This window comes from Streptomonospora mangrovi (assembly GCF_027604915.1).
Taxonomy (GTDB): domain Bacteria; phylum Actinomycetota; class Actinomycetes; order Streptosporangiales; family Streptosporangiaceae; genus Streptomonospora; species Streptomonospora mangrovi.
The window spans coordinates 115,343-122,526 of sequence record NZ_JAJAQC010000020.1 but is presented as its reverse complement, the minus strand read 5'-3'; the positions used below and the strand labels follow the sequence as shown (position 1 = coordinate 122,526).

The window sequence follows — 7,184 nt, the reverse complement described above, 5'->3', positions numbered from 1 at the left end:
TCAGGGGTGCCGGGCCCTTCGCCGTCTCAGGTCACCGGGGCGCTCAGGCGCCGCTGGTGGCCTCCTGCTTGGTGTCCGCGTCGGCCGACTCGTCGTAGTGGGCGCCGTGGTGCAGGTGGTGGCCGGTGTGCGGCTGGACGTCCTCGAACGGGACGTTGTCGCGCGTGTACCAGTCCGCCAGCCTGCGCCGCAGGCGGCCCATCATCCCGCGCGACGCCGGCGCCTCGACGCCGTTGTCGTCGTGGGACTCCACGTCGATCCGCGAGACCGGGGCCTTGCTCTGGAGGACGTGCACGGTCTCGTCGGAGGACTCCTTGTGGACCTCGATGAACTCACCGCTGGGGAGCTGCTGGATGGTGCCGCTCTCGTAGCCGTGCGAGAGCTGCTCCCGGTCGCGGCGCTGGAGGCCCAGGCAGATCCGCTTGGCGACCATGAACCCGATGATCGGCCCGACGATCACCCCGATCCGGAAGAACCAGGTGGTGCCGTACAGCGACACCTGGAACGTCTCGGAGATGATGTCGTTGGACCCGGCCAGCCACAGCAGCCCGTAGAACACGATGCCGGCCACGCCCACACCGGTGCGCACCGGGGCGTTGCGCGGGCGGTCGGCCACGTTGTGGTGGCGGCGGTCGCCGCTGATCCACGCCTCGACGAACGGCCACAGGGCCATGCCGCCGAAGAGGATCCCCGGGATCACCAGGCCCGGCACGAGCACACCGGTCGGGATGGAGTAGCCGGCGAAGTCGATGTCGAACCAGTTCGGGAAGATCCGCAGTGACCCCTCCATGAAGCCCATGTACCAGTCGGGCTGGAGCCCGGAGGTGATGGAGGTCGGGGTGAACGGCCCGAACAGGTGGATCGGGTTGATCTGGACGAACCCGCTGAGGCCCACCGTGACGGCGAAGACGAAGAAGAAGAACCCGCCCGCCTTCACCGCGAAGCCCGGCAGCATCGGGACGCCGACGACCTTCTTCTCGGTGTGGCCCCGGCCCGGGTACTGGGTGTGCTTCTGGTGCCACAGGATCATGAAGTGGGCGCCGATCAGCGCCAGCAGGATGCCCGGGATCAGCAGCACGTGCAGCATGTACAGGCGCGGGATGATGTCCTGGCCGGGGAACTCCCCGCCGAACAGGAACATCGAGATGTAGGTGCCCACCACCGGGATCGCCAGCATGACGCCCTGGAGGATGCGCACGCCCATGCCCGAGGGCAGGTCGTCGGGCAGCGAGTACCCGAACAGGCCCTCGACCATGGCCAGGCCGAAGATCGCGATGCCGATCAGCCAGTTGATCTCGCGCGGCTTGCGGAACGCGCCGGTGAAGAACACCCGCAGCATGTGGATCAGCATCGAGCCGAGGAAGATCAGCGCGGCCCAGTGGTGGATCTGGCGGACCAGGAACCCGCCGCGGACGTCGAAGTCGATGTAGAGCGTGGAGGCGTACGCCTCGCTCATCACGACTCCCTGCATCCGCTCATAGGAGCCGTCGTAGACGATCTCCGCCATGCTCGGCTTGAACCACAGCGTGAGGAACACGCCCGTCACGAGCAGGATGATGAACGAGTACAGGGCGATCTCGCCCAGCATGAACGACCAGTGGTTCGGGAAGACCTTGCGGAGTTGCTTCTCGCCGGTCTTGGCCAGGTGGAACCGGTCGTCGATGTAGTTTCCGGCGCCGCGCAGCAGCTTGGGCGCCTGTGTTGTCCTGCTCATGGGCTAGTTCCCCCTCTGCGCGTCCCAGAAGGTCGGCCCGACCGCCTCGGAGAAGTCGCCGTCCGCTACCAGGTAGCCTTCGTCGTCCACTGTAATCGGCAGCTGCGGAAGCGGCCGGTTGGCCGGACCGAACACGACCTTGGCGCCGTTGGCGGCGTCGAACGTCGACTGGTGGCACGGGCACAGGATCCGGTGCGACCCCTTCTCGTACAGCGCGGCCGGGCACCCGACGTGGGTGCAGATCTTGGAGTAGGCCACGATCCCGTTGTGCGTCCAGTTGAGCTGTTCGCGGGTCATGTCGGGGCCGAACTCGCCGTCGGGCATCCGGATGAGCAGGATGACGGTCTTGGCCTGGTCGTTCAGGCTCAGCCCGTGCGGGTGCTCCTCGGTGGGCTCGACGTAGGGCAGCGCGCTGATCATGCTGCCGGGCTCCAGGTCGTCCTGGTGGATCCAGTGGTTGTCGCCCGTGCGGTGCGTGCCCTCGACGACCATGTGCATGCCCGGCTCCCACAGCGTGTGCTTGAGGGTGTCGCCGGGCAGCGGGCCGGTGTCGCGCAGCAGCACGATCGGCGCCAGGCCCAGCGGGGCCATGGCCAGCAGCAGGGTGCGGCGCATGAGCGGGCGCTTGGTGAACCCGCTCTCGTCGGCGCTGCGCATGAAGAAGTCGCTGAAGCTGCTCTTCTCCTTCGGGGAGGAGGGCAGTTCGTCGTAGGGCGAGGACACCTCGTAGTGCGGCATCACCTGGCGCGCCCAGACGGTCATCCCCGCGCCGATCCCGAAGAGCGCCAGCGCGAGCGTGCCGCCCAGCGCCATGTTCGCCCACTGGCCGACCTGGGGGTCGGCGATGGCGGGCTCGCCCTCAGGCGGGCTCGGGAACAGGAAGTAGGCCACGATGAAGCCCACGCCCGCGAGGAAGGCGACGGTGAACCACAGGGCGGCGACGCGCTCGCCCCTGCGCTGCATCTCCTCGGGGCGGACGTGGGTCTCCTCGGCCGGGTAGGGCCCCTCGTGGTCCTCGTGCGGGTCGGCCGTGCGGGTGACCACGCGGCCCCCCTCGGCGGAGGTGGGGGTGCCCAGGACCCGGTCGGGTCCCTCGGCGCCCGTCTCGCTGTCGTGGTTGCGGTTGTTGTCAGTCATGGGCTCGCTGCTTCGCGGTGATCCAGACGGCGCAGGCCACGATCAGGCTGAGCCCAACGGTCCAGCCGATGAGGCCCTCGGCCACCTGGCCCACTCGGTTGAGGTTGAAGATCCCGCCGGCGTCGGGCTCGGCCTGGAGGTTCTTCACGTAGGCGATCAGTTCCTGCTTCTCGTCGGGCGTGATGGACGCGTCGTTGAAGACGGGCATCTGGCCCGGGCCGGTCAGCATGGCCTCGTAGATCTGCCGGGGGGAGGACTCGTGGATCTCGGGCGCCCAGCGGCCGTCGGTCAGCGCGCCGCCCTCACCCGACCAACTGTGGCAGTGCGCGCAGTTGGCGAGGTAGAGCCGCATGCCGACCTCGGTGTCGCTGGCCCCGGCCAGGTACTCCTCGTAGTCGGCCTCCCAGTCGGCGCGGGCCTCCTCGTAGGCGGCCTCGTCCTCGAAGTCCGAGCGCTGCGGCGCGCTGGCGGGGACGTCGGCCGCGGGCACCCGCGGGGCGTCCTCCTCGCCGATCTCGGCCTCGTAGTAGGCGACGAGGTCGTCGATCTCCTCCTGGGAGAACGCCGGCGGCTTGCGGGGCATCTGCGCGTTGGGGTTCATCGAGGGCATGCGCCCGGTGCTGACCTGGAAGTCGACGGCGGCGCCGCCCTCCCCGGTGATGTCGGGGCCGGTGTAGCCCTCGCCGCCGCGGCCGTCCATGCCGTGGCAGCTCGCGCAGCTCTTGACGTAGATCTCGCGGCCCTCGGTCACGTCGGTCGCGTCGGGCTGCTCGGCGCCCGCCGCGGCGTCGGCGGCCAGGGTCTGCGCCTCAGCGCGGTCAGCGCTGGGGGCGATGAACGCGTAGCCCGCACCGAAGAGCGTGAGCGCGAGTATGACGACGGCGTACCCCGCAAGGGGATGCCGTCGCCGCGCGGTAATCCATTTCACGGTTTCCCCGTTTCGGGTCACTGAAGGAAGTAGATGGTTGCGAACAAAGCGATCCAGACCACGTCGACGAAGTGCCAGTAATAGGACACAACGATCGCGCTGGTCGCCTGCTGGTGGGTGAAGCGCTTCGCGGCGTACGTGCGTCCCAGCATGATCAGGAACGCGATCAGACCACCGATGACGTGGAGACCGTGGAAACCCGTGGTGAGGTAGAACATCGAGCCGTAGGCGCTGGACTGAAGGGTCAGGCCCTCGTGGACGATGAGTTCGTAGTACTCGTATGCCTGGCCGAGTACGAAGACCAGACCCATGAGGAACGAGATGAAGAACCACATACGGAGCTTCCGGACATCACCGCGCTCGGCGGCCCAAACGCCGGCCTGAGCGGTGAAGCTGGAGGCCACCAGGATGATGGTGATACCCAGGGCCCACGGCACGTTGAGGTGAGTGTCCGGCCACTCGCCAAGCTCGGGGTTGCCCTTGGTCACCGATCGGATGGTGTAGTACATCGCGAACAGCGCTGCGAAGAACATGAGTTCGTTGGCCAACCACACAATGGTGCCAACGCTCACCAGGTCAGGTCGCTTGGCCGCACCATGCACTGGTGTCGGTCCTGTCGGTTGATTCGCGGTTGCTGTCGCCACGGGAGCATTATTACGGCATCCTGCGGGGGTTGGTGCACGACCCCCCGAAAGGCGCCCGATCTGCCGTGACAACGGTATCGGCCCGTAACTGCCGGGGCCGGCCCGCCGACCGGCTGCGCGGGGGTCGTCGACCGCGGCGCGTCCGCTGCACCGAGGATAGCGCCTCGGCCGCCCGGAGTCAGTGACCGCTGCGCGATCGTCGGTGTACACGGCGTGACGGGGGTGCCGGCGGTGCGGGCGGGCGGCGGAGCGCCTCGGGGCCCGCGCGCCCGGCGGCGCCACGGGAGGGCGCGGGCGCGCGGGGCGGTGCCGGCGGGCGCGCCCCGCTCGGGCACCGCGGATGGCCCCGGGTGTGGCGCCGGTGGCATGCTGGGGTGGCGAAGGTCTCAACTCGACGGCCGCAGGGCATAGGCTCGCCTGGACGGGCGGCCCGCGCCCGCCCCGCTCCGGCGCGGCCGAGACGTACAGGGATGGTGACGGTTGACCATGGCGCCCAACGCCTCCGACTCCGCGGAGCGCGCCCCCCGCATGCGCGTCCTCCTCTACAGCGACAAGCCCGGCACCCGCGAGAAGGTCCGACTGGCCGTGGGCCGCCGCCCCGCCGCCGACGTCCCCAAGGTCGAGTTCGTGGAGTGCGCCACAGGGCCGGGCGTGCTGGCCCGGCTGGAGGAGGGCGGCATCGACGTCGCGATCTTCGACGGCGAGTCCGCCCCGGTGGGCGGCATGGGCCTGTGCCGCCAGGTGAAGGACGAGATCTACCGGTGCCCGCCGGTGCTGCTGCTGATCGGCCGCCGCGACGACGGCTGGCTGGCCACCTGGTCGCGCGCCGACAAGGTGGTGAGCCACCCCGTCGACCCGGTCGCCCTGGCCGAGTCCCTGGCCGAACTCATGCGCGAGCGCCTGGCCGAGACCCCCGCCCTCAACTGACGCGCGGGCGGCACCGGCCCGCAGGCCGCCTCCGGGCGGGGCGGGCCGGGCCGCCCATCTCGCGGCCGCCGCCGGCGGCGCACACGCCCCCCGGGCGGCCGACACCGGGTGACCCGCCCGGCCCGGTCGCCGGACCCGCCCGCGTCCCGGGCCGCTCGGGGCGCGAGCCCCCGCCACGCGCCGCCGGGGCGCACCGGCCGGGCGGCGCGCCCGGGTACCGGCCCGGCGGCCGGCAGCCCGCCGGGCGGCGCGCTCCGGTAGTCTCGCGCTGACGGACACCGCACCGCTCCTCCCGTCCCCGGCCCCCTCGGCGGCGCCGGGACCGGTGTCCGCGGACCGAGAACTTTGACGCGTCGAGCGGGAGACCTTGCGATGGTGCAGCAGCCGGCCGCGGCGCGCGGCGGCCCCACACCCCGGTACTTCGGCGGTGCGGCCCACCACGGGGCCGACATCGCGCGATGGCGCTGACCTGTGTCAGCCCTCGCCCGATCCCGTCCGCCGATCCCCCGAACGAGGAGTGGTACCGCCGTGAGCGCCACCGAACGCACCTGGTCCGAACTGATCACCGCCCTGCTGGAGGGCCGCACCCTCTCGGCCGAGGACACCAACTGGGCCATGAACGAGATCATGTCGGGCTCGGCCACCGACGTGCAGATCGCCGGCTTCGCCATCGCGCTGCGCGCCAAGGGCGCCGCGGCCGAGGAGGTCGCCGGCCTGGCCGAGGGCATGCTGGACAACGCCGTGCAGATCACCGTGCCCGGCCAGACGGCCGACATCGTCGGCACCGGCGGCGACCGCGCCCACACGGTCAACATCTCGACCATGGCGGCCATCGTGGCGGCCGCGGCCGGGCTGAAGGTCGTCAAGCACGGCAACCGCTCGGCGTCGTCCTCGTGCGGCACCGCCGACGTGCTGGAGCGGCTGGGCGTGGTCATCGACCTGCCGCCCCGCTACACCGCCCGCGTGGCAGAGGAGGCCGGCATCACCTTCTGCTTCGCGCCGCTGTTCCACCCGGCGTTCCGGCACACCGCCAAGACCCGGCGCGAGCTGGCGGTGCCCACGGTGTTCAACTTCCTGGGCCCGCTGACCAACCCGGCGCGCACCCGCGCCGCGGCGGTGGGCGTCTTCGACGCCGGCATGTGCGAGGCCGTGGCCGGGGTGTTCGCCCGGCGCGGCACCTCCGCGCTGGTCTTCCGCGGCGACGACGGCCTGGACGAGCTGACCACCACGACCACCTCGCGGGTGTGGACGGTGGCCGGCGGCGAGGTCGGCCACGAGGTCGTGGACCCCGCCGACCTGGGGATCGAGCGCTCGACCCCGGAGTCGCTGCGCGGTGGCGACGTGGAGTACAACGCCCGCGTGGTGCGCGACCTGCTCGCCGGCGCCCCCTCCACCGAGGGCGCGGTGCGCGGCGCCGTGCTGCTCAACGCGGCGGCGGCGCTGGCCACCACCCTGCCCGACTTCGGCCGCCGCCCGGCCGTGGAGCTGCTGCGCGCCGGCCTGGAGCGGGCCGAGGCCGCGCTGGCCGACGGCCGCGCGGCGGCCCTGCTGGACCGCTGGGTGGAGGTCAGCCAGTCCTACGCCAAGCAGGACGGGCAGGGCTGAGGCACACGGCCCCGCCCCCCACCGGCCGCGCCGGGAGCGGGCGGGGCCGGCAGCGGGCGGGGCGGCGGGCACCGCGCCCGGCGCGGTCCGCCGCCCGCGGAGGTCCTCGCGGCGGCGAACGCGCAGGTGGGGCCGCCCGCGCGGCCGTGCGCGGGCACGCGCGCAGGTGACATCGCGCCGGTGCGGGGTAGGCCACGGGCACACCGACCCAGCGACCCCACCGACCCTT

The 7,184-nt window shown here is 71.7% G+C and carries 6 protein-coding genes; 2 read left to right on the top strand and 4 right to left on the bottom strand.

Annotated elements, in window-relative coordinates; all coding sequences use genetic code 11:
- Nucleotides 1-43 precede the first annotated feature (43 nt).
- From qcrB to ctaE, 4 genes are read right to left on the bottom strand one after another with little or no spacing between them, the layout of a single operon-like run.
- Nucleotides 44-1,714, bottom strand: coding sequence for a cytochrome bc1 complex cytochrome b subunit (gene qcrB, locus LG943_RS14110; protein WP_270072720.1), 1,671 nt, complete (start codon nucleotides 1,712-1,714; stop codon nucleotides 44-46).
- A gap of 3 nt (nucleotides 1,715-1,717) precedes the next feature.
- A complete protein-coding gene (qcrA, locus tag LG943_RS14105; RefSeq protein ID WP_270072719.1) occupies nucleotides 1,718-2,851 on the bottom strand; it encodes a cytochrome bc1 complex Rieske iron-sulfur subunit in 1,134 nt (377 codons plus the stop codon).
- Complete coding sequence (gene qcrC / locus LG943_RS14100; RefSeq protein WP_270072718.1) at nucleotides 2,844-3,779, bottom strand: cytochrome bc1 complex diheme cytochrome c subunit; 936 nt, start codon at nucleotides 3,777-3,779, stop codon at nucleotides 2,844-2,846. Before qcrC ends, qcrA begins: the two co-directional genes overlap by 8 nt.
- Before the next feature lie 17 nt (nucleotides 3,780-3,796).
- Nucleotides 3,797-4,423, bottom strand: coding sequence for an aa3-type cytochrome oxidase subunit III (gene ctaE / locus LG943_RS14095; RefSeq protein ID WP_179766568.1), 627 nt, complete (start codon nucleotides 4,421-4,423; stop codon nucleotides 3,797-3,799).
- 486 nt (nucleotides 4,424-4,909) lie between these two features.
- On the opposite strand from ctaE, the gene LG943_RS14090 reads away from it, so the two are divergent.
- Both LG943_RS14090 and trpD read left to right on the top strand, forming a co-directional pair.
- Nucleotides 4,910-5,350, top strand: a complete 441-nt coding sequence (locus LG943_RS14090) for a hypothetical protein (RefSeq protein ID WP_270072717.1) — start codon at nucleotides 4,910-4,912, stop codon at nucleotides 5,348-5,350.
- 528 nt (nucleotides 5,351-5,878) lie between these two features.
- Nucleotides 5,879-6,955, top strand: coding sequence for an anthranilate phosphoribosyltransferase (gene trpD, locus LG943_RS14085; protein ID WP_270072716.1), 1,077 nt, complete (start codon nucleotides 5,879-5,881; stop codon nucleotides 6,953-6,955).
- The last annotated feature ends 229 nt before the right edge of the window (nucleotides 6,956-7,184 follow it).

Bases quoted from the DNA above. Each gene is read 5' to 3' on its own strand.
- qcrB (WP_270072720.1), bottom strand. From the start codon at position 1,714: ATGAGCAGGACAACACAGGCGCCCAAGCTGCTGCGCGGCGCCGGAAAC.
- LG943_RS14090 (WP_270072717.1), top strand. From the start codon at position 4,910: ATGGCGCCCAACGCCTCCGACTCCGCGGAGCGCGCCCCCCGCATGCGC.
- qcrA (WP_270072719.1), bottom strand. From the start codon at position 2,851: ATGACTGACAACAACCGCAACCACGACAGCGAGACGGGCGCCGAGGGA.